Origin of the sequence: Microbacterium sp. NPDC058345 (assembly GCF_042723855.1) — a bacterium.
In the GTDB taxonomy this organism is placed as follows: domain Bacteria; phylum Actinomycetota; class Actinomycetes; order Actinomycetales; family Microbacteriaceae; genus Microbacterium.
The window spans coordinates 761,498-786,928 of record NZ_JBHXIG010000001.1 but is presented as its reverse complement, the minus strand read 5'-3'; the positions used below and the strand labels follow the sequence as shown (position 1 = coordinate 786,928).

At 70.4% G+C, this 25,431-nt stretch carries 21 protein-coding genes; 17 read left to right on the top strand and 4 right to left on the bottom strand.

What is annotated here, in order from left to right:
• Window positions 1-6: 6 nt before the first annotated feature.
• Window positions 7-1,458, bottom strand: coding sequence for an alpha-L-fucosidase (locus tag ACFWH5_RS03730; RefSeq protein WP_378831918.1), 1,452 nt, complete (start codon window positions 1,456-1,458; stop codon window positions 7-9).
• Window positions 1,459-1,553: 95 nt separating this feature from the next.
• Between ACFWH5_RS03730 and ACFWH5_RS03725 the strand changes: the two genes are divergently transcribed.
• Window positions 1,554-2,933 carry an FAD-dependent oxidoreductase gene (locus ACFWH5_RS03725; protein WP_378831916.1) on the top strand — a complete coding sequence of 460 codons (1,380 nt, stop codon included), beginning with the start codon at window positions 1,554-1,556 and terminating at the stop codon, window positions 2,931-2,933.
• Here ACFWH5_RS03725 and ACFWH5_RS03720 read toward each other — a convergent pair.
• Complete coding sequence (locus tag ACFWH5_RS03720; RefSeq protein WP_378831913.1) at window positions 2,900-3,589, bottom strand: Pr6Pr family membrane protein; 690 nt, start codon at window positions 3,587-3,589, stop codon at window positions 2,900-2,902. The two genes, ACFWH5_RS03725 and ACFWH5_RS03720, sit on opposite strands and share 34 nt — an antisense overlap.
• A 122-nt stretch (window positions 3,590-3,711) precedes the next feature.
• Between ACFWH5_RS03720 and ACFWH5_RS03715 the strand changes: the two genes are divergently transcribed.
• From ACFWH5_RS03715 to ACFWH5_RS03700, 4 genes are read left to right on the top strand one after another with little or no spacing between them, the layout of a single operon-like run.
• Window positions 3,712-4,101 (top strand): fluoride efflux transporter FluC, encoded by a 390-nt coding sequence (locus tag ACFWH5_RS03715; protein ID WP_378831912.1) that lies wholly within the window; start codon window positions 3,712-3,714, stop codon window positions 4,099-4,101.
• The gene (locus ACFWH5_RS03710) at window positions 4,098-4,460 is read left to right on the top strand and encodes a fluoride efflux transporter FluC (RefSeq protein WP_378831910.1); all 363 of its coding nucleotides are present in this window, start codon (window positions 4,098-4,100) and stop codon (window positions 4,458-4,460) included. Before ACFWH5_RS03715 ends, ACFWH5_RS03710 begins: the two co-directional genes overlap by 4 nt.
• 60 nt (window positions 4,461-4,520) lie before the next feature.
• Complete coding sequence (locus ACFWH5_RS03705) at window positions 4,521-5,084, top strand: TetR/AcrR family transcriptional regulator (protein WP_378831908.1); 564 nt, start codon at window positions 4,521-4,523, stop codon at window positions 5,082-5,084.
• Between the two features lie 14 nt (window positions 5,085-5,098).
• Complete coding sequence (locus ACFWH5_RS03700) at window positions 5,099-8,578, top strand: efflux RND transporter permease subunit (protein WP_378831906.1); 3,480 nt, start codon at window positions 5,099-5,101, stop codon at window positions 8,576-8,578.
• Between the two features lie 17 nt (window positions 8,579-8,595).
• Here the strand turns inward: ACFWH5_RS03700 and ACFWH5_RS03695 are convergent, their stop codons facing one another.
• Complete coding sequence (locus ACFWH5_RS03695; RefSeq protein WP_378831904.1) at window positions 8,596-9,495, bottom strand: aldose 1-epimerase family protein; 900 nt, start codon at window positions 9,493-9,495, stop codon at window positions 8,596-8,598.
• A 282-nt stretch (window positions 9,496-9,777) separates the two neighbouring features.
• On the opposite strand from ACFWH5_RS03695, the gene ACFWH5_RS03690 reads away from it, so the two are divergent.
• Both ACFWH5_RS03690 and ACFWH5_RS03685 read left to right on the top strand, forming a co-directional pair.
• On the top strand, window positions 9,778-12,087 hold the full coding sequence (locus ACFWH5_RS03690) for a DEAD/DEAH box helicase (RefSeq protein WP_378833523.1): 2,310 nt from the start codon (window positions 9,778-9,780) through the stop codon (window positions 12,085-12,087).
• Window positions 12,088-12,245: 158 nt separating this feature from the next.
• A complete protein-coding gene (locus ACFWH5_RS03685) occupies window positions 12,246-12,437 on the top strand; it encodes a hypothetical protein (protein ID WP_378831901.1) in 192 nt (63 codons plus the stop codon).
• A gap of 65 nt (window positions 12,438-12,502) precedes the next feature.
• On the opposite strand, the gene ACFWH5_RS03680 is transcribed toward ACFWH5_RS03685, so the two are convergent.
• Complete coding sequence (locus tag ACFWH5_RS03680; protein ID WP_378831899.1) at window positions 12,503-13,552, bottom strand: Rv2578c family radical SAM protein; 1,050 nt, start codon at window positions 13,550-13,552, stop codon at window positions 12,503-12,505.
• Window positions 13,553-13,706: 154 nt separating this feature from the next.
• Between ACFWH5_RS03680 and ACFWH5_RS03675 the strand changes: the two genes are divergently transcribed.
• The 10 genes from ACFWH5_RS03675 to ACFWH5_RS03630 all read left to right on the top strand — a co-directional run bounded on the left by ACFWH5_RS03675 (window position 13,707) and on the right by ACFWH5_RS03630 (window position 25,415).
• On the top strand, window positions 13,707-14,759 hold the full coding sequence (locus ACFWH5_RS03675; RefSeq protein WP_378831897.1) for a LacI family DNA-binding transcriptional regulator: 1,053 nt from the start codon (window positions 13,707-13,709) through the stop codon (window positions 14,757-14,759).
• Entirely contained in the window at window positions 14,756-15,703 is a 948-nt protein-coding gene (locus ACFWH5_RS03670) for a carbohydrate ABC transporter permease (protein ID WP_378831895.1), read from the top strand. Before ACFWH5_RS03675 ends, ACFWH5_RS03670 begins: the two co-directional genes overlap by 4 nt.
• On the top strand, window positions 15,700-16,539 hold the full coding sequence (locus ACFWH5_RS03665; RefSeq protein ID WP_378831893.1) for a carbohydrate ABC transporter permease: 840 nt from the start codon (window positions 15,700-15,702) through the stop codon (window positions 16,537-16,539). Before ACFWH5_RS03670 ends, ACFWH5_RS03665 begins: the two co-directional genes overlap by 4 nt.
• Before the next feature lie 57 nt (window positions 16,540-16,596).
• A complete protein-coding gene (locus ACFWH5_RS03660; RefSeq protein ID WP_378831891.1) occupies window positions 16,597-17,892 on the top strand; it encodes an ABC transporter substrate-binding protein in 1,296 nt (431 codons plus the stop codon).
• 68 nt (window positions 17,893-17,960) lie between these two features.
• The gene (locus tag ACFWH5_RS03655) at window positions 17,961-19,130 is read left to right on the top strand and encodes an ADP-ribosylglycohydrolase family protein (RefSeq protein ID WP_378831889.1); all 1,170 of its coding nucleotides are present in this window, start codon (window positions 17,961-17,963) and stop codon (window positions 19,128-19,130) included.
• Entirely contained in the window at window positions 19,127-20,491 is a 1,365-nt protein-coding gene (locus tag ACFWH5_RS03650; RefSeq protein ID WP_378831887.1) for an ADP-ribosylglycohydrolase family protein, read from the top strand. The genes ACFWH5_RS03655 and ACFWH5_RS03650 overlap by 4 nt, the downstream gene beginning before the upstream one ends.
• Window positions 20,488-21,417 carry a PfkB family carbohydrate kinase gene (locus ACFWH5_RS03645; protein WP_378831885.1) on the top strand — a complete coding sequence of 310 codons (930 nt, stop codon included), beginning with the start codon at window positions 20,488-20,490 and terminating at the stop codon, window positions 21,415-21,417. Before ACFWH5_RS03650 ends, ACFWH5_RS03645 begins: the two co-directional genes overlap by 4 nt.
• A 4-nt stretch (window positions 21,418-21,421) precedes the next feature.
• On the top strand, window positions 21,422-23,380 hold the full coding sequence (locus ACFWH5_RS03640) for an SUMF1/EgtB/PvdO family nonheme iron enzyme (protein ID WP_378831882.1): 1,959 nt from the start codon (window positions 21,422-21,424) through the stop codon (window positions 23,378-23,380).
• A complete protein-coding gene (locus ACFWH5_RS03635; protein ID WP_378831879.1) occupies window positions 23,377-24,567 on the top strand; it encodes a CaiB/BaiF CoA transferase family protein in 1,191 nt (396 codons plus the stop codon). Before ACFWH5_RS03640 ends, ACFWH5_RS03635 begins: the two co-directional genes overlap by 4 nt.
• Window positions 24,564-25,415, top strand: a complete 852-nt coding sequence (locus ACFWH5_RS03630; RefSeq protein ID WP_378831876.1) for an HpcH/HpaI aldolase/citrate lyase family protein — start codon at window positions 24,564-24,566, stop codon at window positions 25,413-25,415. Before ACFWH5_RS03635 ends, ACFWH5_RS03630 begins: the two co-directional genes overlap by 4 nt.
• Window positions 25,416-25,431 lie beyond the last annotated feature (16 nt).

Sequence of the window (25,431 nt, the reverse complement as noted above, 5' to 3'; positions counted from 1 at the left end):
CGGAGGCTACATCCAGGCGTCGATGCGCTCGGCCTTCGCCGTGCTCTCACCCGCCTCGCCGAGGGCGAGCTCGATGACGAACGCCCTCGTCGCGCGGACATCGGCCGGGATGACCACGTCGCAGTACACCGCGGCATCGAGGTCGTACCCGATGTCGGTGATCCGCATCTCCAGCGCACGGCCGGAGTCGAGCAGCCGGGCCGCGACGGGAAGGCGGCCGCCGTCGGCGGGGAACCGCAGTCGTGCGATGCCGGTGACCGGCCGGTTCACCACCGTGAGGAACAGTCGGTCGTCGTCGCCGGTGAGCCACCCCAGGCCGGTCGGGTCGAGGTCGACGTGCCCGGCGTCGTACACGGCGTCCGCGTTCGCGGCGACCCATGCGCCCAGCTGCTCGGCGATGCGGCCTTCGTGCGCCGTCATGCGCCCGGAGCCATCGGGGCCGAAGTTGACGACGAGGTTGCCGCCCATCGAGCGGCACCGCATGAGCAGATCGATGAGGTCGTCCGCGGTCTTCTGGTACTGCCCCGACGTGTCGCGCAGCCAGCCCCACGCGTTCGGGCCTATGGTCATGACGCCGTCCCAGTCATTGCCGCCGAGCATCTCGTGGTTCGCGGGCAGCTTGCGCTCCCATCCCTGCTCGTAATCGCCCAGCAGCGCGCCGTTGGAGTCGAAGTGCCGCGCGCCGTGTTCGTCGTTGCGGAATCGCGAGCCGATGATCAGTCCCGGCCGCTTCTCGCGGAGTTCCTGCTCCAGTCGGTGCGTGAACTCGTGCGAGGCGACCCACGAGGCGTCCCAGGTGCCGTCGAACCACAGTCCGCGCGTGGCCGGGTACCGCTCCAGCAGCTCGAGCAGCTGGGCTCGGGTGTACTCGAGGAAGTCCTGCCACCCGGCGCGGCCGGCCTCGTCGGTCGGCACCGCGGAGGTGTAACCGGGGTGGTGCCAGTCGAGCACCGAGAAGTACAGGAAGACGTCGATGCCCTCGGCCGTGTACGCGTCGACGACCTCTCCGACCAGGTCGCGCCTGAACGGCGAGTTCGCGACGGTGTAGTCCGAGTGCGCCGACGGCCAGAGCGCGAAGCCGTCGTGGTGCTTGGTCGTGAAGATGATGTAACGGGCGCCCATCTGCCTGGCCTGCCGCGCCCAGGCGCGCGCGTCGAGTTCGGTCGGGTCGAAGCTCTCGTTCAGCCGGTCGTAGGTGTCGGTCCAATTCGGCGGCGCCGTCGGTCCACGCCACGCCCTGATCCACTCCGGGGCGGGCGCCGCCCCGGTCGCGCTGACGCCGTCGTACTCGCCGCCGAGCAGCGAGTAGAGGCCGAAGTGGATGAACTGGCCGAGGCCGTACCGCCGGAACCGGCGCATCGGCTCGTCGTCGCGGCGGCCGACGAGCGGGCCGTACTCCACCGGCACCGACGGGCGGGCGTCGCGAGGCTGCCGGCTGGTCCAGAGGGACGTCGTCATTGAGGCTCCCATTCGTAGTAAGCGCTTTCCATCAGCCTAGCCGGGTGCACGCCGGATGGCACCTCTCTGACGACGCGGGATAGTCTGGCACCACGATGAGCCTCACTCGCCGCAGCTTTCTGGTCGGTGCCGGAACCGGTGCCGTCGCGGTGCTCCTCGCTGCGTGCACGGGGCAGACCGAGCCGAAGCCTCGTCCCACCACGCCGCGACCGAAGCCGTCCGCTCCCGAAGGGATACCGCGGCCGCTGGACTGGAGGCGCAGCACCTGGTCGGCCGACCCCTACTCGGCAGGCTCGGTCAGTTATCTGCCGGCCGGCGCCACGCCGCAGCACCGCGAGGCACTCGCCGAGCCGCTGGAGGGGCGGGTGTTCTTCGCCGGCGAGGCCACCGACACGTCGCGGCCCGGCACCGTGCTCGGCGCAGTGGACTCCGGACGCCGCGCCGCCATGGCGGTCATCGCCGAGGCGGCCGACGGCGAGCGCATCGCCGTCATCGGTGCGGGTGCCGCGGGCGCGGTCGCGGCGCGCACGCTGGCCGACGCCGGACACCAGGTCACGATCTTCGAGGCCCGCGACCGCATCGGCGGACGCATCCTCAGCGTCGTGGACGAGGACTGGCCCACGCCGCCGCAGCTCGGCGCCTGGCTGGTGCCGGACGCCGACGTCACAGCGCTGCAGGAGCGACTGATCGACTTCGGCGACGGCACCATCGCCCTCGATGCGGCGACCGGCCGGTCGCAGGACGGTGAGGCGCCGAGCATCGACACCGTCCCGGTGCAGCAGGCGATCGAGCGGGCGAAGGACTACCCGTCCGACCTTCCGCTCGTCGAGGCGCTGCAGCAGAACGGCGCCGACCCGCAGGACCCCGCGCTCGCGGCAGCACTCGCGTGGATCGAGGCGACCACGGGAGCGGATGCCGCACGCGCGTCGAGCTGGTATCCGCCGCCTGTCGTCGCCGACGCGCTGACGGGGCGCACCGGCGACCTCACCGCGTTCGTCGACCAGCACCTCGACGATCTCGACGTCACCCTCGCCTCGCCCGTGGTGCGCGTCGCCTACGACGACCGTGGCGTGAGTCTGCGCCTGGGCACCGGCGAGGCTCTGTCGTACGACCGGGTGATCGTGACGGTGCCGCTCGGTGTGCTGCAGCGGCAGGGAATCGAGTTCGCCCCTGCGCTTCCCTTCGCGCAGCGCGGCGCGATCGCCGCCCTCGGCGCCGGCGCGCTCGAGACGATCTGGCTGCGCTTCGACGAGCCGTTCTGGGATGCGGATGCGACGATCTGGCACATCGTCGGAGGCGACGGACTGATCCGCACCTGGCTGAATCTGGCGCCCGCCACCGGCGAGCCGGTGCTCGTCGGCCTGGTGGGCGGCGCGGCGGCCGCGGAGTTCGCCGACCTCGGAGACGGCGACGCCGAGACCGCTGCGCTGGCCTCGCTCGCCTACTTCGCGCCGGTGGAGCCCGAAGAGGGCTGAGCCGGCTCCGGGCCCGGTGGCAGCGGCCCGGCCACGGTCTGATGCACCCGGCTCAGCATCACCAGACCGCTGGCGACCAGTGCGAAGATCGTCAGCGCGATGGCGCAGGTGAGCGCCATCTCCACCACGCCGGACACCTGCCGCAGGTCGAGGAAGTAGTACGGGTACCAGCCGATCAGACCGCCGCGCCAGATCGTGAACACGCCCCACACCACCGGGTAGAGCAGCACGAACGGCACGACCCGCCACGACGCCGCACGGCGCCCGGGCCCGATGATCCAGGCGATGATCGTCCAGGCGGGCAGCACGAAGTGCAACACCACGTCCGACCAGGGCACCGTGATGGGGATCCCGCGCACGCCCGCCTGCCAGACGATCAGCGCGAAGGCGAGTCCGGCGGTGATCGTCCAGCTCAGCACGAGCGCTCGCGCGGTGGTGAGCCAGGCCGGGTCCTCGGTGGTGCGCAGCGCGATCACGCCGGCGATGATCGCGAGTGCCGCGAACGCGGTGTTCGACTGGATCGTGAGATAGGCGAAGAAGTTCTGGCTGGCGAGGGTCTGCGAGCCGAGGCCCCACAGCATCCGGTGCGTGAGCGCGACGATGCAGACGGCCGCAGTCAGCAGCCGCGACCATCCGAACGTCGTCCTGGTGAGCACTCGGCTGTCGTCTCCTGACCTGTCCCTCGTCCGCCTCCATCCGGGTGCCGCTGCGGGCAGCGCGGCCGGTGCGTCGAGTCTACGGACCGCGGCTGCAGGCCCGACGCAGCTAGGGTGAGGGGGTGCCTTCGCCGAGCCCCGCGCGTACCCTGGTCCGGCGCGCGCTGCTCGTCTCGGCTGGTGGCGCCATCGGCTCGGCGGCGCGGCTGGCGCTGGCGCTGATCGTTCCCGAGCCCGCGGGCATCCCGCTTCCGGTGCTGATCGCCAACGTCTGCGGGGCGCTGCTGCTCGGCATCCTGGCCGCGCGCCTGCCGGCGTCGTCCGAGGTGAGGATCTTCCTCGGCACGGGTGCGCTGGGTGGTTTCACCACCTACAGCGCCCTCGCGGTCGGCACTGCGGAGCTGTGGGGGCAGACCCCGGCACTCGCCGCAGGCTATGCCGCGGGCAGCGTCCTGCTGGGCCTCGCCGCCGTCGTCGCCGGCCTCCGGCTGGGGCGCGGGAGGCGAACATGAGCCCGCTCCTCCTGCTGGCGGCGGCGGCCTGCGGCGGGCTCGGCGCCGGGGTGCGCTACCTCGTGGACGTCGCCGTCGCGCGCGCCGCCGGCACGCGCTTCCCGTGGGGCGTGATGGTCGTCAACCTCACGGGCTCCTTCGTGCTCGGCATCGTCGTCGGTGCGCTGCCGGACGCGGCCTTCGTCGTCGGTGCCGGATTCCTCGGCGGGTACACCACCTTCAGCACCGCCATGCTCGACACGGTGGCGCTGTGGCGCGACGGCGAGCGCCCGGCGTCGGTCGCGCATGCCGTGGGGATGCTGCTGGGCGGCATCCTGCTCGCAGCGGCGGGGCTCGCCCTCACCGCCGCGGTGCGCTAGCGACGCCTCCCAGGCCTTTCCAAGGCCGTCGAATGTACAAATGTACAGAAGGGGGTCGGGATGCCGGATGCAGTAGCACGCCGCAGGCGCGATCCCGAGGCGCGCCGACGCGAGATCGTGATCGCCGCGACCGAGCTGATCCTGGAGGTCGGCGTCGATGCCCTCACCCACCGCATGATCGCCGCGCGGGCCGGTGTGCCCCTCGGCGCGACGACGCAGTACTTCGCGACGCTCGACGACCTGCGCGCCGAAGCACTGCGCCACCTCGCGGTCGAGGTCGACACCCGCATCGACGGCATCCGCGCCGTGCTCGCCGAGCGCGGCGCCACCCCTGCCGTGCTCACCGAACTCATCGTGCAGGGTCTGGCCGACGCGCGCGCCATGGAAGCGGACCGTGCGGTCGTCACGGCCGCCATCGACGACCCGCGGCTGCGGGAGCTGGCGCATCGGTGGTCTACTCAACTCGCGGGATTCCTCGCCGAAGACCACGGTGCAGAGCGCGCCACGGCCGCCGCCGTCTTCATCGATGGCGTCCTCTGGCATTCGCGCATCCACGATGAACCGCTCTCCGCCCACCTGATCGAATCCGCCCTCGTCGGCATCCTCGACGCGCCCATCACCTGACCGAGAGACCGCACATGTCGAAACTCGCCATCCTCAGCCTCCGCAACCGCGCGCTGATCGCGCTCATCACGATCGTGTCGGCCGTCTTCGGCGGTCTGGCCCTGACCAACCTCAAACAGGAGCTCATCCCCTCGCTCGAGCTGCCCGCGCTGATCGTGATGACGAGCTACCCCGGCGCGTCGCCCGAGGTCGTCGAGAACGACGTGTCCACGCCGATCGAGAACGCGATCCAGGGCGTGCCCGGGCTCGACTCGACGAGCGCGACGAGCACCACGAACGCCTCGATCGTGCAGGCGATGTTCTCGTACGGCACGAACCTCGCGACGGCCGAGCAGAAGATGCAGCAGGCGATCAACCGCATCTCCGCGCAGCTGCCCGAGGACGTCTCGCCCGATGTGCTCAGCGTCTCGATCGACGACTTCCCGGTGATCCAGATCGCCGTGACCGGCTTCGACGACTCCGAATCAGGGCAGGCCGACCTCGAGAACACCGTGATCCCGGACCTCGAGGACGTCGACGGCGTGAACGCGGCCGAGGTGGTCGGCGGCGTGGGCCAGCGCGTGACGATCACCCCGGACGCGGCCGAGCTCGCCGCCGCCGGCCAGTCGCAGCAGGCGATCAGCGACGCCCTGCAGCAGAACGGCATGCTGCTGCCCGGCGGCGACATCACCGAGGACGGTCAGACCCTCACCGTGCAGACCGGCGTGAAGATCGCCTCGGCCGAGGAGATCGCCGCACTGCCGCTGGCGGGAACCGATGCCACGATCGGCGATGTCGCGACCGTCGCCCAGGAGGCAGATCCGGTCACCTCGATCTCGCGTGTCGACGGCGAGGACGCCCTGTCGATCGCCGTCACGAAGCTGCCCGCCGCGAACACCGTCGAGGTCTCGAAGGGCGTGCTCGCCGCGCTCGATGAGCTCAGTGAGACCTTCCCGGATGCCGAGTTCACGGTCATCTTCGACCAGGCGCCGTACATCGAGCAGTCCATCGAGACACTGGCCACCGAGGGCCTTCTCGGACTCGCGTTCGCGGTCATCGTCATCCTGGTGTTCCTGCTGTCGATCCGATCGACGCTGGTGACGGCGATCTCGATCCCCACCAGCGTGCTGATCACGTTCATCGGGTTGCAGGCCTTCGGTTATTCGCTGAACGTGCTCACCCTGGGTGCGCTCACCATCGCGATCGGCCGGGTCGTGGACGACTCGATCGTGGTGATCGAGAACATCAAGCGGCATTACGTCGAAGGCGCCGACAAGGGGGATGCGATCCGCCTCGCGGTGCGCGAGGTCGCCGCGGCGATCACCGCGTCGACGATCACCACGGTCGCGGTGTTTCTGCCCATCGTGTTCGTCGGCGACATGGTCGGAGAGCTCTTCCGGCCGTTCGCCATGACGGTGACCATCGCGATGGTGGCATCGCTGCTCGTCGCCCTGACGATCGTCCCGGTGCTGGCCTACTGGTTCCTCAGGCCCGGCAAGCCGCTGCTCGCCGCTGATGGCAGCAGGATCGATCCGGAGCATCCCGCCGCCCCGCCCACACCGCTGCAGCGGATGTACCGTCCCGTCCTGGGCTGGACCCTGAAGCACTCCGCGATCACCGTCGTGCTCGCCGTGATCGTGCTCGCCGGAACGCTCGCCGCTGCCCCACTGATGAAGATCAACTTCCTCAGCGACACCGGCCAGAACACCATGACCGTCACGCAGGACATCGGTGCGACCGCGAGCCTCGAGGCGGAATCCGAGGCGGCGAAGAAGGTCGAAGAGGCGCTCGACGGCGTCGAGGGCATCGAGCACGTGCAGGCCTCGATCGGATCGAGCGGCTCGTCGCTGCGTGATGCCTTCTCCGGCGGAGCCGGCATCACCTACTCCATCCAGACCGAGGAGGGGGTGGATCAGGAGAAGCTGCGCGCCGACGTGCAGGAGCGGATCGACGACCTCGAGGATGCCGGCGAGGTGACCGTCAGCTCCGCATCCGGCGGGTTCGGCTCGACCGACATCGAGATCACCGTCTCGGCACCGTCGGCCGACGCGCTGACCACCGCCACCGACGCGCTCGTCGAGGACCTCGACGGCCGGGACGGCATCGGCCAGGTCACGCACAACCTCGCGGCATCCCTGCCGTACATCGCCGTGGAGGTCGACCGCGCGGCCGCCGCGGAGCGCGGGCTGTCCGAGGTGGCCGTCGGTTCGATCGTGTCCAACACGATGCGGCCGCAGCAGGCCGGGTCCGTCGAGATCGACGGCACGGCCCTCACCGTCTACATCGCGGACCCCGAGCCGCCCACGTCGGTGGAGGCGCTGCGGGATCTCGCCATCCCGACCGCGCTCGGTCCGGTGCGACTCGACGAGATCGCCACGGTCGAGCAGCGCGAGGGGCCCACCTCGATCTCGACGGAGCAGGGCAGCCGCACCGCGACGATCACGGTGCCGCCGGCATCCGATGACCTCGCCGTGGCGACGGCGTCGGTCACCGCGGCGCTCGAGGCGGTGGATCTGCCGGACGGTGCGCGTGCGACGATCGGCGGCGTCGCACAGCAGCAGGCCGACTCGTTCTCACAGCTCGGGCTGGCGATGCTGGCGGCGATCCTCATCGTGTACGTCGTGATGGTCGCGACCTTCAAGTCGCTGCGTCAGCCGCTGCTGCTGCTCGTGTCTGTGCCGTTCGCAGCCACCGGTGCGATCCTTCTGCAGATCGTGACGGGAGTGCCGCTGGGCGTGGCGTCGCTGATCGGCGTGCTGATGCTGATCGGCATCGTGGTGACCAACGCCATCGTGCTGATCGACCTGGTGAACCAGTACCGCGAGAAGGGGCTGTCCACACCCGAGGCGGTGATGGCCGGCGGCGAGAAGCGTCTGCGGCCGATCCTCATGACGGCGCTGGCGACGATCTTCGCTCTCACGCCGATGGCGCTCGGCATCACGGGGCACGGCGGCTTCATCTCGCAGCCGCTCGCCATCGTCGTCATCGGCGGCCTGGTGTCGTCGACCGTGCTGACCCTGATCGTGCTGCCGACGCTCTACAACCTCGTCGAAGGGGCGAAGGAGCGTCGCGCGGCCAAGCGCGCCGCCCGCGGCGAGGGCGGAGCGGACGGCGACGGCGGTCCGGAGCATCCGCACGGGGACGACCCCGGTCCCGGAGCGGGCGGCGCTCAGCGCGACGAGAAGACTGCGACGACGGCGGCCGTCGGCGGGGCTCCGGCGATGTCCTGGGGACCGGCGAGCGCCCACCCCGTGGCCGGCGGTGCTGACGACCGCACACCATCCGGTGTCATCGAGCGCGCACCCGCCGGAGCGTACGCTCCGGTCGAGGTGTACAGCGGGATGGACCCCATGCTCGCCGCCGCGGCCGCCGCCTCCTCTGCCGCCGCTGCGGCCTCGGCTGCGGCCGCGGCGGCATCCGTCGTGGCATCCGTGGCCGCCGAGAACGCCGAGCACCATCCCACCCGCCGGGAGCTGCGCTCGCGCGGACTGCCGACGGCCAACAAGGTCGACTGACCCGGGACCTCGGCGTTTCAGGCGAAGGAGATGCCCCAGTCGAGCTGCCACGACTCGTCGCGCGCGAGCCGACGCAGACCACGTCCGGAGTTGAACGCCTCGGCGGGCGCCGTCATCGGCTCGATCGCCACGACCAGCGGGCGGCCGGGGTAACGGTCGGTGGTGAAGGCCTGCACAAAGGCGAATCCGGCACCCTGATGCACGGTCACCGCACGGCCGTCGGGGGCGGTCAGGGTGGTGCGCACCCGCCCGTCGGGATCGCGGTGCAGGTTCGCGTAGGCGGTGTCGAGCTGCACGTCCCCGAGCCGGCGGCCCTCGCGCAGATCGGTTCCCCCGGACACCGGGGACTCGCCGATCGGCAGCATCCGCTCATCGGTCTCGAAGTACGTCTCCGCGGGGATGCGCAGTACGAGCTCGCGGGGATCGACATCGCCGATCGTCACGAACGGGTGGGTGCCCAGTGCCACCGGCGCCCTTCCGTCGGAGCGGTGGGTGAGCGTGTGGGTGACGTCGACGCCGGCGTCCGTCAGGGCGTATCGCACCGTCGTCTCGACGAGGTACGGGTACCCGGTCTGCGGCACGATCGTCGCCGCCAGCGTCACAGCGTCCTCGGTCTGCTCGGCCACGTCGTAGGCGGTGAATCGCAGCAGCCCGTGGCTCGCATTGTGGAACTTCGGCTCGGTGACGGCGAGGGTGCGGGCGGTCTCGCCGTCCTGCCAGACGCCGTCGCGGATGCGGTTGGGCCACGGGGCGAGCACGATGCCCGAGGCCATCGGTGTCGGCGCATCCTCGGGGTAGGGCGGGACGATGTCGATACCGCGCACGGTCAGGTGCCTGAGCGAGGCGCCGACCTGCGCGATCTGGGCGGTGACATCGCCGCGGCGGAGACGGAACTGGATGCCGGTGGGGGAGACCATTCGGCCATCGTACGACCCCGTTTCGTCTCGGTCTCGTGCGGTGGCGCGAGGCGGGCTCTCAGGTCGGCCGGGTAGACTGAGGGCGTCGGCTTCGGGCAGCCCGCACGTGCGGGATCTTTCTGAGCATGAACCACGCTCTTTTGTGAGCCCAGGGGCCGATGGTTCATAAACCATCACATGAATGGCCCCGGCCGACGGATGCCCGGGTATGTCCGCCGTGCGCTGATCTCTGTACGCACGGGAGCGGACGCTGTTCTCGTGTCAGAGCAGTCAGGAAACACCATGCCCAAGAACGGCAAGCCCAAGGGCGGACGACCCGCCCGTAACTTCGAGCCCCGCCTCGGCGCCAAGAAGACCTCGTTCCATGATCGGCACGCCGGCGCCCGTTCCGGTCGCGACGACGACCGCCGGTCGGATGCGGGGGAGCACCGCGGCGACGACCGTCGCACCGTCGACCGCCGACCGGGCAGCATCAGCCCCAAGCACCGCGGATACCGTGCCGCCGAGACCGGCGGCGAGGCGTCCAAGCGCCGCTGGACCGCCCAGGAGAAGGCGGGCCGCGACGAGGCACGTTCGATCCGCAACCGCGCCGAGTCCGGTCGGCGCGAGGCGCCGCACCACCGTGACGAGCGTCGTGACGACCGCCGGTTCGGCGAGCGCGGCGACCGTCGCGTCGCGGACCGCGGTGAGCGTCGCTTCGACGACCGTCCGCGTCGTGACGAGCGTGCCGGCGGCCGGGGCGGGTTCGATCGCGCCGAGCGCGGCGGTGATCGTTTCGATCGCGCTGATCGGCCGCGGTTCGACCGCGCCGAGCGTCCGCGCTTCGACCGGAACGATCGTGCTGAGCGCCCTCGTTTCGACCGGAACGACCGCACCGACCGCCCGCGTTTCGACCGGAACGACCGCACCGAGCGTCCTCGTTTCGATCGTGACGCGCGTCCGGCTCGCGATGACCGTGGTTCCCGTGGTGGGTTCGAGCGTCGTGACGATCGCGGAACCCGCGGTGGGTTCGACCGTCGCGAGGAGCGTCCGCGGTTCGACCGCGGTGAGCGTCCTCGTTTCGATCGTGACGCGCGTCCGGCCCGTGACGACCGTGCTGCTCGTGGCGGGTTCGACCGCCGTGACGACCGTCCGCGGTTCGACCGAGACGACCGTCCCCGTCGCGACGAGCGCAGCGAGCGTCGTGACGACCGCTTCGAACGCAGTGACCGTCGCGAGGAGCGTCCGAGGTTCGACCGCGCCGACCGTCCCGCGCGTCCTCGCCGCGAGGACCGCCCCAGCCGCAGCGACTGGAACCGCACGCCGTCGGCGCCGAAGGAGCAGCTCGACGATGTCGTGCACGAGCGTCTCGAGGCGCAGGCCGTGCAGGCCGGAGAGGTCGCCGATGTGACCTTCGGCGACCTCGGTCTCGGTTCGAACATCGTCGAGATCCTGAAGAACCTGGGCGCCGAGACGCCCTTCCCGATTCAGGCGGCGACGATCCCGTCGATCCTCGCGGGGCGCGACGTGCTCGGCCGCGGCCGCACCGGCTCGGGCAAGACGATCGCCTTCGGCGCGCCGCTGGTCGAGAGCATCCTGACCTCGCAGAAGGGCAAACGCCGCGAGATCGGCCGCAAGCCGCGCGCGATCATCCTCGCGCCGACCCGTGAGCTGGCGCTGCAGATCGACCGCACGGTGCAGCCGATCGCCCGCAGTGTGGGTCTGTTCACCACGCAGATCTACGGCGGTGTGCCGCAGGCGCGTCAGGTGGGTGCGCTCAAGAAGGGCGTCGACATCGTGATCGGCACGCCCGGTCGCATCGAAGACCTCATCGAGCAGCGCAAGCTCGACCTCTCCGAGGTGCGCATCGCCGTGCTTGACGAGGCCGACCACATGACCGAGCTCGGCTTCGTCGAGCCGGTGCAGCGCATCCTGCGTGCCACCGGCACCGCACTCGACGACCGCGACGCCAGCCAGAAGCTGCTCTTCTCGGCGACGCTCGACCGCGAGGTCGCCTCGCTCGTCGACGAGTTCCTGGTTGAGCCGGCGGTGTACGAGGTGGCGGGCGAGGACCAGCAGTCCAGCACGATCGACCACCGCGTGCTCGTGATCGAGCACCGCGACAAGGCCGAGGTGCTCACCTCGCTCGTCGATCGCGAGGGTCAGACCCTGGTCTTCGCGCGCACCCGCGCATACGCCGAGATGCTCGCCGAGCAGTTCGAGGATGCCGGCATCGCCGCCGTCTCGCTGCACGGCGATCTGAATCAGGCCAAGCGCACGCGCAACCTGCAGAAGCTCACCGCGGGCAAGGTGCAGGTGCTCGTCGCGACCGATGTCGCCGCGCGCGGCATCCATGTCGACGACATCGACCTCGTCGTGCAGGCGGATGCTCCCGACGAGTACAAGACGTACCTGCATCGCGCGGGTCGCACCGGTCGCGCCGGACGCTCGGGCCGTGTGGTCACGCTGATCACCCGTCACCGTCGCCGTCGGATGGAGGACCTGCTCGGCCGCGCCGAGATCGAGGCGCCGTTCGACAGTGCCCGGCCGGGCGACGACGTGATCGAAGAGATCACCGGCCGGATGCCGAGCGCCGCAGAGCTCACCTCCTGACCGTCGCGACGAGTTCCGGTGCGCTCGACGAGTGCACCGGAACTCGCCGAGTGCACCGGGAAACGACGTCGACAACCGGTGCGCTCGTCGGCATCCGGTGTATTCGGCGTTCGCCGCGAGGTCCCGCACAGGATGTCAGGGCCGATAGGCTCGCCGGTATGCAATGGGGGGATTGGGCGACTGCGGGTGGAACGGTCTGGTTCTGCATCGCCCTGACGATCAGCGGTCTGGCCGGAATTCAGGGCCGTTCGAAGCTCGGCTGGTTCGTCGCCGGCATGTTCCTCGGGCCGCTCGCGCTGCTCATCCTGGTCGTCATGACTGCTCCCGTGAAAGAGCGCGACTCGGTCTGAGGCTGTCCGGCGGCTCAACGCGGCCCTTCGCGAGGTCCCGCACAGGATGTCAGGGCCGTGCGACCTCAGAAGAGCATCGGCGCCGCTTCCGGCTTCGGTGCCGTCGGAACGGCGGTGCGCGCGCGCATGATGCCGCGCATCCGGTCGTGCTCCTCTTCGGACTGCGCGTGGAGCCCGTGCGCGCGGATGAGCGGTCGCATCCGCTTCGCCAGCCACTGACGGTAGGGCTTGGGCGCCTCGACCGACACCCCGGGATACAGCCCCCGGTACGACGGCACGAGGTCCGGATGCTCTCGCTGCAGCCACTGGAAGAACCACGGCTTCACGCCGGGCCGCAGATGCAGTGACCCGTAGACGGCGTGATCTGCGCCGGCGTCCTTGATGCGCCGGAGCGCCTCGTCGATGGCCGCGATCGAGTCGTTCAGATGCGGCAGCACGGGCATGAGGAAGACGCCGACGCGGAACCCGGCATCCGTCAGCGCTCGCACCGTGTCGAGCCGCGCCTGCGTCGTGGGCGTGCCCGGCTCGATGGAATGCTGCAGGGCGTCGTCGTACATCGCGATCGACATCTGCACGTCGATGGGCACCTGCTTCGCGGCTTCGACCAGCAGGGGGATGTCGCGTCGGATCAGTGTGCCTTTGGTGAGGATCGACATGGGCGTGCCCGAGTCGGCCAGTGCGCGGATGATGCCCGGCATCAGCCGGTAACGGCCCTCGGCGCGCTGGTACGGGTCGGTGTTGGTGCCGAGCGCCACGGTCTCGTGCTGCCAAGAACCCTTTCGCAGCTCGCGCTGCAGCACTTCCACCACGTTCGTCTTCACCACGATCTGCGAATCGAAGTCCGCGCCTCCGTCGAGATCGAGGTACTCGTGCGTGCCCCGAGCGAAGCAGTATGAGCACGCATGACTGCATCCACGGTACGGATTGATCGTCCAGCTGAACGGCATCCGCGATGCGCCGGGGACGCGGTTCAGCGCCGACTTCGACAGCACCTCGTGAAAGACCATGCCCGCGAACTCCGGGGTGGTCACCGACTGGACGATGCCCGTGCGCTTCTCGAGCCCGGGGAGCGCGTCAGCATCGGCATCGTCGATCGTCTGTCCCTGCCAGCGCATCTCATTAGTCGAACAAAAGAACGACACAATGTCAAGAAGCGTGGCGCGAGCTTCGAAGAACATCTGTGCTGCGCAGATCTCTTGACAGTCCGGCGCGATCGTGGGAACGTTTACAACAGCTTTGGAAACGTTTACAACGCTCGAAGGGGAGCCCATGGGCCGAGCCACGATCACACAGGTCGCCACGCGTGCTGGGGTGTCCATCGCGTCGGCCTCGCGTGCGCTCAACGGGCAGATCGCGAGCGCGGAGACCGTCGCGAAGGTGCGGCAGGCGGCCGCTGAGCTCGGCTACGTCGCCGACGCCACCGCGCAGTCCCTCAAGCGTGGGCGCACCTTCCAGCTCGCCTATGCCGTCGCCGACATCGGCAACCCGGTCTACGTCGAGATGATGACCGCCATCCAGCAGGTCATCGCCGCATCCGGGTACCGGTTGATCCTCTCCTCGACCGGTGACGCATCCTCATCGGTGGATGTCGTGCGCGACCTCAGCCGCGGGTACGTGGACGGGCTCATCATCTCTCCGCTGCGCGTGACCGATCATCTGCTCACCGCACTCGCCGCCGTCCCGGTTCCCGTCGTCGTGCTCGGCCGGGTACCGGAGGACGCCGGATTCGACACCGTGCGAGCGGACTCGCTGACGGCGATGCGACAGGTCGTCGATCACCTGGTCGAGTGCTCCCATCAGCACCTCGCCTTCATCAACGGCCCCGTGGACACGACTCCCGGTGCGTTCCGGCGCGACGGGTTCGCCGGTGCGCTGGCCGCCCACCCCGCCATCCGCGCGGAGAGCGTCGCCGCCGCTGACTTCACCATCAACGCCGGCTACGAGGCGGCGATCCCCCTCCTCAACCGCGACGACCGGCCGCAGGCCATCATCGCCGCGAACGATCTGATCGGCGTCGGCGTGCTGCGTGCCGCCGAGGACCTCGGACTCTCGGTTCCCCGCGACCTGGCCGTCACCGGCATCGACAACACCGAGCTCGCCTCCGTCGTTCGTCCGGGACTGACGAGCGTCGACATGGGCGCCGCCGAGCGCGGCCGCGTCGCCGCCGAGCTGCTCCTCGCGCGCATCGCCGAGCCCGACCGTGCCGCGCACACCGTCGCCGTCGCCCCGCAACTGGTCGTCCGCGGATCCACGCGCAGCGAAGCGGCGGGACATCCGACCGTCCGGGCGGCGGTTGTCGACAACGAGAGGGTCGCCGGATGACCACCGCAACCGACAGGCCGTCGAAGACCCGCACGCAGCCGAAGGTGCGCCAGATCGGCGCCCGCACGCGCGCGCAGCGCAAGGAGGCGATCGCCCTCGTCATCCCCGCGCTGCTGCCCATCATCCTCTTCTCGGTGATCCCGCTGGTGAGCGGCGTGGCCATCGGGTTCACCGACGCCACACTGCAGCGGAACGCCGAGATCAGCTTCAACGGTCTCGAGAACTACATCGACCTCGCCGACAACCGACGGTTCTGGGGCTCGTTCGGCATCGGACTGATCTGGTCCGCCTCCGTCGCCCTGCTGACACTCGTCTGTGCGATGTGCCTGGCCCTGCTGCTGAACAGCAACCTGCGTCTGAAAGGCCTCACGCGCGTGCTCGCGCTCATCCCCTGGGCGATGCCGCCGGTGGTCATCGCCATCGTGTGGCGCATGATCTACAACCCCAACTCCGGCCCGCTCAACGGCGTGCTCGGATGGTTCGGCATCCCGGGGGTGAACTGGCTCGGCGACTTCTCCACGGCGCTGCCCGCCGTGATCGTGGTCGGCGTGTGGTCGGGCATCCCGCAGACGACGGTGCTGCTGCTCGCCGGCATGCAGTCGATCTCCGCCGAACAGCACGAAGCGGCGGCGGTCGACGGTGCCGGGGTCTTCCGGCGCTTCTGGCACGTGACGCTGCCGGCGCTGCGCCCGGTGATCTTCGCCGTCACCTCGCTCGACTTCATCTGGCAGTTCAACTCGTTCGGGCTGATCTACGTCCTCACCGAGGGCGGCCCCGGCGGACAGACGATGATCCCGCCGCTGTTCACCTATCTCGAGGCGTTCCGCAACCGCGAGATCGGCGCGGCTTCCGCCATGGGCAACGTGCTGGTCGTCGCGATCCTCGTCATCCTCTCGCTCTACCTCATCAATCAGTTCCGGCAGAATAAGGCGGTGCGCGCATGAACGCCCGACGCCCCTGGTACGCCACGGTCCTGATGTACGCCGCGCTGGCGTTCTTCCTCGCCTTCCTCGGCTTCCCGCTGGTATGGCTGCTGTCGGCGTCGTTCAAGTCCTCGCAGGAACTGAACTCTCTCGCCGTCAACCTCATCCCCGCGCAGTGGGACTTCTCCAACTACACCTCGGCGCTGGAGAGGCAGAACCTCATCCCCGCGGCGGGCAACTCCCTGCTGGTCGCGGTGGCGACCATGATCATCACCGTGCTGCTGTCGATGCCGATGGCGTACGCGCTGGCCCGGCTCCGCGGCAGGCTCCGCGCGGCGGGCACGATCTGGATCCTCACCAGCCAGGTCTTCCCCAGCATCCTCATCATCATCCCGCTGTTCCTGCTGCTGCGCACCATCAGCCTCAACGACACCCTGCTGGGACTGATCCTCGTGTACGTCACGTTCACGATGCCGTTCACGCTGTGGATGCTGCAGGGCTACGTCGCAGCGATCCCGCTGGAGCTGGAGGAGGCGGCCGAGATGGACGGGGCGAACCGGCTCACCATCCTGCGCCGCGTCGTGCTGCCGCTGCTCGCCCCCGGCCTGGTCGCCACGGCCATGTTCACGTTCGTCTCGGCGTGGAACGAGTTCTTCCTCGCGCTCGTGCTGCTGCAGAGCCCTGAGCTGTACACGCTGCCCATCGCGCTGCGCTCCTTCCTGGGCGCCGAGGGACAGACGCAACTCGGTCCGCTCGCCGCCGGCGCGGTGCTCGCGACGATCCCGTCGCTCATCATCTTCGGCATCCTCCAGAAGAAGCTCACCGGCGGCATGCTCGCCGGTGCCGTCAAGGGCTGAACCTTCCGCCCCGCACCCACCACCAGAACCACTGCATCACTGAGAAAGGCGATCATCATGAAGAGAATCCGAGGCATCGGCGCCATCGCATTCGCCGGCGTCGCAGCACTCACCCTCACCTCGTGCACACAGGGAAGCGCGACCCGCGACCCCGGAGGCGGGGAAGGCGGGGCCGTCACGCTCCAGTTCCAGTCGCTGTCCGATCAGCCGACCACACAGGCGGCGGTCGAGGAGATCGTCGACAACTGGAACAGCGAGAACCCCGACGTCCAGGTCGAGATCATCCAGGCCGGCTGGGACGGCACCTACGACAAGCTGATCACGCAGTTCACCGGCGGAACCGCGCCCGACATCATCCACTTCGAGGCCAGCTCGATCGTCTCGTTCGCGGCGGACGGCTACCTCGCCGATCTCAGCGACCTCATCGACCCCGACCTCAAGTCGGACATCTCCGAGGGCATCTGGGACTCGGTGACCGTGAACGACGAGATCATCGCCTACCCCTCCACGCTGCAGTCGTACATGGCCTTCGCCAACGCCGACCTGCTCGAGGAGGCAGGCGTCGAGGTCCCCACCGGCGACACGATGACCTGGGACGAGCTCGCCGAGATCGCCAGGGCGACGACCACCGCCGACCACAAGGGCCTCGGCTGGGGCCTTGCCTCGCCGACGGCGACGATCATGAGCCTGTCGCTCGGCTTCGACGGCGGCTACTTCTCGGGCGAGGGCGAAGAGGCCACGATCGAGGTCGGCGACGCCGAACTCGCCGTGCCCGAGCGCATCCACGAGATGGCCTACACCGATGAGTCGCTCGATCTGACCTCGCTGACCCAGTCGGGTTCGGACGTGCTGGCGTCGTTCTACGGCGGCAAGATCGCGATGACCGTTCAGGGATCCTTCCAGGCGACGAACATCGCGAACGACGCGCCCGAGGGCTTCAACTGGGTCGCGCTTCCGCCGCTGGAGGGCAGCGCCGGTGCGATCCAGGCCGCCAACCCGCAGACCTACTCGGTGAACATCGACTCCGAGTACGTCGAGGAGTCCGCCGAGTTCCTGAACTACTTCCTCAACGCCGACAACCTCGCCGAGATCGCCTACGCCGACGCACTGATTCCCTCGTCGGGTGAGGCCCGTGCCGCCGTCGAGGAGCTCGCGGCCGACAATCCCGCATGGACCCAGGTGCTCGCCTCCGGTGAGGGCCTCGAGGGGCCGCCCTTCCTCAAGGTCGACAAGTACACCGAGTGGAAGGACACCATCGCGACGCCGGCCTACCAGCAGTACCTGGCCGACAAGATCACCGAGGAGCAGCTGGCCACCCAGCTCTCCGACGGCTGGGCCGACATCGCCGGCTGAGCCGTGGCGGAGGCGGGCCACGACGCCCGCCTCCGCTGCACCGGAAGACATACGAGACGAGGAGTGGAATGGACGCGCTGCAGGGCCGAGTGGCCGGAGTGCTTGCGGGAGCCGCCGTGGGCGATGCGCTCGGCGGAGCGACCGAGGGGTGGACCCCCGAGCAGATCGAGGAGCGCCACGGCGGAAGGGTCGAGGGGATCGTCGGTCCCTTCCTCGCCGACTGGCGCACGGCTCGCCCGATCGCCCCGTACCACAAGGGCGACGGACACGTCACCGACGACACCCTCATGACCCACGCGCTCATCGAGGTCTACGTCAAGCGGCGCCGCCACCTCGACGCGTTCGACATCGCCGGCGACCTGGTGCCGCTGATGATCGGCGAGCGGCGATGGATTCCCGAGCTCGAAGACGAGGCGCTCATCCTGCAGCGCGTCTTCCTCGCCGAGAAGTGGATCGTCGCCAAGCTGCACTACGGCCACGCCGATCCGCGCGAGGCCGGCGTCGGCAACGTCGTCAACTGCGGCGCGACCATGTACATGGCGCCCGTCGGGCTCGTGCACATCGGCGACCCCGGCGGCGCCTATGCGGAGGCCATCGACCTTGCCGGTGCGCACCAGTCCTCGTACGGGCGTGAGGCGGCCGGCGTGTTCGCCGCCGCCGTCGCCGCCGCGGCAGCACCGGGTGCCACCGTCGCGGATGTGCGCGCCGCCGTCACTGACGTCGCGCACGACGGCACGGCCGCCGCGATCGATGCGGTGTTCTCGGCGGTCGACGCCTTCCGCGCCGCCGGAGGGTCGGACGACCCGCGTGAGCTCGGACGCATCATCCGCGCCGCCGTCTCGCCGTACGACACGGTCGGCGATCAGTACCGGGCTCCCGCGATGGATGCCCGCCTTCCCTCGCGCACGAAGTCGATCGAGGAGCTTCCCGTCGCCCTCGGCTTCGTGCTCGCCCACGACGGCGACGCGCGCGCCGCGATCCTCGACGCCGTCAACTACGGCCGGGACTCCGACTCGATCGCGACGATGGCCGGCGCCATCTGCGGCGGGCTCGGCGGACTCGACGTCATCCCCGCCGAGTGGGTGCACGACGTCACCACCGCAAGCCGTCTCGACCTCGACGGCGTCATCGCCGCGATGACCGAGGTCGTCCGTGACATCGCGGGGGCGGATGCCGAGCGAGCGACCCGCCGGGCCGCGGCCCTGCAGGAACTGCTCGGCCGGGAGGCTGCCGCGTGAGACTGACCTGGGCTCAGCCTGAGGACCTCGTGCCGGCCGAGTTCGCGGCGCTTCGCGAGCAGGGCGTCGACGAGGCGGAGCTCGCCCCCGTCGAACGGCGCTGGGCCGACGCGGGCGGCTCGACCGAGCTCGCCCCATCGGGCGCCAGCGCCGACGCGGCGAGCCCGGAACTGCGGGCGTTGGCGCGCACGGTGCTCGCAGAGCTGCAGCTCCTGCAGCAGCCGAACACCGACGAGCCCGATGACTGGAGCGAGATCGAGGCGCTCCTGCCCGATGCCCCCGTCATGCCGTCGCAGACCGGCCTCGACCGGGTGCACGGCGCGTGGGCCGGCCGGGCCGCCGGATGCCTGCTCGGGAAACCGGTCGAGAAGATTCCGCGCGAGGGCATCGAGCAGATCGCCCGCGCCACGGGCAACTGGCCCATCCGCGCCTACTTCACCGCGCAGGGTCTCCCCGACGACATCGCGCGGCAGTGGCCCTGGAACCGCCGCTCCGCGCCGACCTCGCTGGTCGAGAACATCGACGGCATGCCCGAGGACGATGATCTGAACTTCCCGATCCTGGCCCTCGACCTGCTCGAACAGCACGGCGCAGAGCTCACCAGCGACGACGTCGCGCAGGCCTGGCTGGCCTCGCTGCCCGCCGGTCGTGTGTTCACCGCGGAACGGGCCGCGTACCGCAACATTCTCGACGCCCGGCCGGTGCCCGAGACGGCGACGTATCTCAACCCGTTCCGCGAGTGGATCGGCGCACTCATCCGCGCCGATGTGCACGGCTGGGCCCACCCGGGAGACGTCAGGGCCGCGGCGCGGTCGGCCTGGATCGACGCGCGCCTCAGTCATACGCGCAACGGCATCTACGGCGAGATGTGGGTCGCCGCGCTGTGCGCGGCATCCATCGTGGCGTCGACGCCGGAGGAGGCGCTGGATGCCGCCGACACGGCGGTTCCGCCGGCATCCCGTCTCGCTGCGGCGCTGCGGCTGGGGCGCGACACCGGTCGCGCGCTCGGCGCGGGCAGGCTCTCGACCGTCGAGGCGCTGGACGCCCTGCACACGGCGTTCGCGGGGATGCACTGGGTGCACACGCTCAACAACGCCGCGCTCATCGCCTGCGCGGTGCAGGCGCACGGCACCGACTTCGGGTCGGCGATCGCGCTCGCGGTCGCCGGCGGGTGGGACACCGACTCCGTCGGAGCGACGGTCGGCTCGGTCGTGGGCGGGCTCATCGGCGCGGACGCGATCCCCTCGGCGTGGACCGCGCCGCTGCGCGACAGCATCGCCACGTCGATGCCCGGGGGTGCGGAACGCTCCATCCGGGTGCTCGCCGAGCGGACCCTTCGCCTGTCGGAGCCGAGGTCGTGAGCGTCGTCATCGTCGGCAGCGTCAACCAGGACGTCGTCGCCCGCGTCGATCGGATCCCCGGACCGGGCGAGACCGTGCTGGGAAGCTCGCTCTCCCGTTCCGGTGGGGGCAAGGGCGCGAACCAGGCAGTGGCCGCACGTCGTGCCGGAGGGGCGGACGTCGCGTTCGTCGGCGCCGTGGGAACGGATGCCGACGGCGCGATCCTGCGCGCGTCCCTGGAGCGCGACGGCATCGACGTGTCCGGTCTCGCCGAGGTGACGGGTCCGAGTGGCACGGCGCTCATCGCCGTCGACGAGCTCGCCGAGAACACCGTCGTCGTGGTGCCGGGTGCCAACGCCGCCCTTGCGCGGTTGACCGACGTGCAGCGGATCGTCGTGGAGAGGTCGCGGGTGCTGCTGACCCAGCTCGAGGTGCCGGTCTCACTCGTGCGGGATGCCGCGGCAGCGCGCCCGGACGGGGCATGGCACGTGCACAACGCGGCGCCGTCCGCACCGTTCGTGGTCGCCGCCGAAGACCTGCTGCCCGGCATCGATGTGCTCATCGTCAACGAGCACGAGGCGCTGGAGATCGCGGAAGTCGCCGACCGCGACGCCGCGGTGGCGGCCCTGGCTGCGCGGGTGCCCGCCCTCGTCGTCACGCTGGGCAGGCACGGGTCGCTCGTCGTCGTCGGCGAGGAGAAGGTGCCCGTTCCCGCCTACACCGCCCACGCCGTCGACACGACCGGCGCCGGCGACACGTTCTGCGGCGTCTTCGCCGCACGCCTCGCCGCATCCGGACGTCACCCCGAGGATGCGGATGCCACTCTCCTCGCCGATGCCGCCCGCTGGGGAGCCGCCGCATCCGCGATCTCCGTGACGCGTCCTGGTGCACAGGATGCCGTCCCCCATGCCACCGAGGTGGCACGACTGCGTCAAGAGAGCGAGTGACGACGTGAGCAGCGGATTCGATCCTCTCCATCCGCGAGAGCTGGACCTTCCGATGGCCGTGCCGCTGCGCGCGGACGGTGCTCTCGTCGATGTCACCTCCGGTGAGGCGGCGCTGACGATGGACGACGGCAAGATCTTCGCCGCCCCGTCCGACCCGGCGCAGCTCGACGACTGGCGGGCGCAGCTGGTGTCGTGGCGCGAAGGGGCACGTGCCAGGCACGGCGTCCCCCGTCGTTACGACGATCCGGCATCCGCGTGGGCTGCCCGGTGCTTCACGGTCGCGCAGGTGTGGCTCTGGGACGAGCTGTTCTTCGACTTCGATGCGCAGCGGTTCACGCCCGAGCGCTTCCTCGCCGATGCGCGAGAGCGCTTCGGCGGGCTCGACGGCATCGTGCTGTGGCACGCCTACCCGGTCATCGGCATCGACGACCGCAACCAGTGGGACTTCTACGACGTGCCCGGCCTCAAGCAGGCGGCCGCCGCGTTGCGCGAGATGGGCGTCGCGGTCTTCGTCGACTACAACCCCTGGGACACGGGCACACGACGTGCCGGGGATGACGCGACCGAGCTGGCCGCCACCGTGCGCCGGCTCGGAGCAGACGGGATCTTCCTCGACACGCTCAAGAAGGCCGACCCCGAGATGGTGGCGGCTCTGGACGCCGCACGTCCCGGCATCGGTCTGGAGGGCGAGTCGAAGCTGGCGACCGAGCGCATCGCCGACCACACGCTCTCGTGGGCGCAGTGGTTCGCCGATTCCGAGGTGCCAGGGGTGCTGCGCGCGCACTGGTTCGAGCGTCGACACATGCAGCACCACATCCGGCGCTGGCACCGGGACCACTCCGAAGAGCTGCGCTCCGCCTGGCTGAACGGCGTGGGCATGATGGTGTGGGAGGTGGTCTTCGGCGTGTGGGTCGGCTGGAACGACCGCGATTCCGCGACGTTGCGCCGGATGCTGCCCGTGCAGCGCGGCCTGCACGCATGGCTCGTCGAGGGGGAGTGGACACCGCTGGCGGTACATGAGGCGTCGGTGTTCGGCTCGACCTTCACGCACGACGGATCCACCCTGCTGCTGCTGGCCAACACCTCCGACGCCGACGTCACCTACCGGCCGGAGGGCGTCGGCTGGCAGCCGCTGCATGCCGGCGACACCGCGGACCTGATCACCGTGCCGGCTCGCGGCATCGCGGCGGCCATGCAGGTCACCGGCACGGAACCCGCCGAGCTGGATGCGGTGCGCACCGCGCTCGCCGCGGAGACACCGGCTCGGGACGCATCCTTCCCGCACCGCCGTACGCGCCGGCTCGCTCCGCAGATCCCCTCGCGCGCGCAGCTGGCGCCCGCCGACATCCGTGCCGGCGCCACCGTGCGCACCGTGATCGTGCCGTCGGGCGAGCACGTGCTCACGGTGCGTCACCGTGCACGCGAGACCGGCATGTACGACGGAGCACCCTACGTCGACGAGTGGAAGCCGCTGCCGCCACGCCTGCACGACCAGCGCACCCTGGAACGCGTCGTTCGTCTCGCGAACCCCGTGCGGGTCGGGGTCGCCGAGGTCAGCGCCGCCGAGTACGCGCTCTTCCTCGACGCGATCGGCGAGCAGGCGGCATCCCGCGACCCGGAGAGGCCGGCCAGCGGCGTCACCTTGGCACGCGCGCGCGAGTACGCGGCGTGGGTGGGCGGGCGGCTGCCGAGCGAGGACGAGTGGCAGCTCGCCGCCGTTCAGCCCGGCTTCCGGCGGCGGGTCCCCGAGGTGTGGAACTGGACCGAGTCGGAGCACTCCGACGGTCGCACGCGCTTCGTCATGCTCAAGGGCGGCAGCGCGCACGAGAGCACCGGATCGGACTGGTACGTCGACGGCGGGGTGCGCGGGCCGGAGTTCGCGCTGAAGTTCCTGCTGCCGGGGCTGGGGCAGGACGCCTCGCCCTCGATCGGCTTCCGCGTCTGCTGGGAGGAGACGACATGACGACACCTCTGGCAGGACTGCGCGTGGTGGACGCGTCCACGCTGTTCGCCGGCCCCATGGCGGCCATGCACTTGGGCGACATGGGTGCCGAGGTCATCAAGGTCGAGCATCCCACTCGGCCCGATTCGGCCCGAGGTCACGGGCCGAGCAAGGACGGTCAGAACCTGTGGTGGAAGACCCTCGGGCGCAACAAGCGCACGGTCGCCATCGATCTGCACACCGACGGGGGCCGTGAGGCGTTCCTGCGGCTGGCGCGCACCGCCGACGTGGTGGTCGAGAACTTCCGGCCCGGCACGCTCGAACGCTGGGGTTTGAGCTACGAGACGCTGTCGGCGCAGAACCCTGGCCTCGTGCTCGCGCGGGTGACCGGCTTCGGGCAGATCGGCCCGTATCGTTCGCGCCCCGGATTCGGCACCCTCGCGGAGGCGATGAGCGGATTCGCCGCATCCACGGGCGAACCCGACGGTCCGCCGACGCTGCCGCCGTTCGGGCTGGCCGACGGTATCGCCTCGCTCGCCACCGCCTACGCGATCATGGTCGCGCTGCACTCGCGTGCCGCATCGGGCGCCGGTCAGGTCGTCGACGTGGCGATCATCGAACCCATCCTGGCCATGCTCGGTCCGCAGATCACCCGCTGGGATCAGCTGCAGACGGCTCAGCCGCGCACGGGGAACAGGTCGGCGAACAACGCACCGCGCAACGCGTACCGCACGGCGGACGGATCGTGGGTCGCGGTCTCGGCGAGCGCGCTGTCGATCGCGCAGCGTGTCGTGACGCTCGTGGGGCATCCGGAGCTGGCCGACGAGCCGTGGTTCGCCTCCGGGGCGTCGCGGGCTGAGCACGCCGACGAGATCGATGCGGCCGTCGGTGCATGGATCGCGCAGCACTCCCGTGACGAGGTGGTCGCCGCCTTCGAGGAGGCGCAGGCCGCCGTCGCACCGGTGTACGAGCCGGCCGACATCGTCGCCGACCCGCAGTTCAACGCACTCGGCACCATTCATCGGATCCACGATGAGGACCTGGGCGACATCGCGATGCAGGGGCCGCTGTTCCGTCTCTCGCGGGATGAGCCGACCATCGCCTTCACCGGTCGGGCGCACGGCGCCGACACCGATGAGGTGCTCGCCGAACTCGGCTTCGACGATGACGACATCGCACGGCTGCGGGCGGAAGGATCGGTGGCATGAGCGATCGATTCCCCATGGTGGCCCTGTACGCACCGGCCGATCGTCCCGAGCGGTTCGGCAAGGCGCTGGATGCGGGCGCTGACGCCGTCATCGTCGACCTGGAGGACGCGGTGACGGCCTCCCGCAAGGAGGAGGCTCGGTCGATGCTGGGCGCCTTCGCGGACGAGTGGCTTGCGCGCGGGCCGAAGCGCCCCTCGGTGCAGGTGCGGGTCAACGGGTCCGGATCGCGTTGGCACGACGACGACCTGGCGGCCGTCGCCGCGCTGCCCGCGGAGTTCGGCATCCGGCTGCCGAAGACGCAGTCGGCCCACGACGTGCGCACCGTCTCGGACGCGGTTCCCGGTCGTCAGGTGCATGCGCTGCTCGAGACGGCGCTCGCGGTGGAACGGGCGTTCGACATCGCCTGCTCGGGAGTGTCGTCCATCGCGGCGGGCGAGGCCGACCTGCGGTCGGAGCTGGGCGTCCCGGCGGGCGCCGAGGGCGAGCCGGGGCTCGCGTACTCGCGGGCGCGGCTGGTGAACGCGGCCGCGGCGGCCGGGCTGCCGTCGCCGCTGATGGCGGTGTGGGCGGACGTCGTCGATCTCGACGGGCTGGAGCGGAGCTGCCGGCACGGCAAGGCGCTGGGGTATGCGGGGCGCACGGCGGTGCACCCGCGCCAGATCGAGACCATCCGGCGGGTGTTCACCCCCGGTGCCGCCGACGTCGAGCGCGCGCAGCGGATCCTCGAACGCGTCGCGTCCGCGTCCGCGGACGGCACCGGAGCCTTCGTGCTGGAGGACGGGACGTTCATCGATGTGGCCATGGTGCGGTCGGCGGAGCGCATCATCTCCGCCGCACGCCCCGCGTAGTCCGTCGTTCGCGGAC